The organism is Caulobacter sp. 05T431, from assembly GCF_056665975.1.
The window spans coordinates 1-405 of the sequence record NZ_JBFTKU010000149.1 but is presented as its reverse complement, the minus strand read 5'-3'; the positions used below and the strand labels follow the sequence as shown (position 1 = coordinate 405).

General features: G+C 57.8%; 1 protein-coding gene. It reads right to left on the bottom strand.

Annotated features, from left to right (window positions below; genetic code table 11):
- Window positions 1-346, bottom strand: a 346-nt coding sequence (locus AC1U89_RS24915) for a hypothetical protein (protein ID WP_479902290.1), incomplete at its 3' end; no start/stop codon positions are given.
- Between the last annotated feature and the right edge of the window lie 59 nt (window positions 347-405).

Genomic DNA, 405 nt, shown 5'->3' with positions numbered 1-405 from the left:
TGCCCGGACTGTCGGTGCCACCACAGTGCTGATCCCTCCCCACCCAGGCGCCCTGAGCGCCTACGGCTGCTTGATCGCGGATGCAAAGTACGACTACGTAACCGCAGTCAATGCCACCGTTGAAGGCAGCAGCTTTGCCGACACAGTGCAGCACATTCTCGCCGAACACCGCGTCACCGGTGACGTACTGCTGACCAACGACGGCTTCGACAACACCGTCATAACAGTCGAACACTTCGCTGAAATGAGTTTCAGCAAGCAGAGGTACACACTGCGGATTCCCCTCGGGGACGTAGAGACCAACTGGACAGCCAAGTGCCTCATCCAGGCGTTCCTCGATCAGCATGCCACTACATATGGGGGCAGGCACCCATCACGGGATATCAAACTGATAAACCTCCGTAC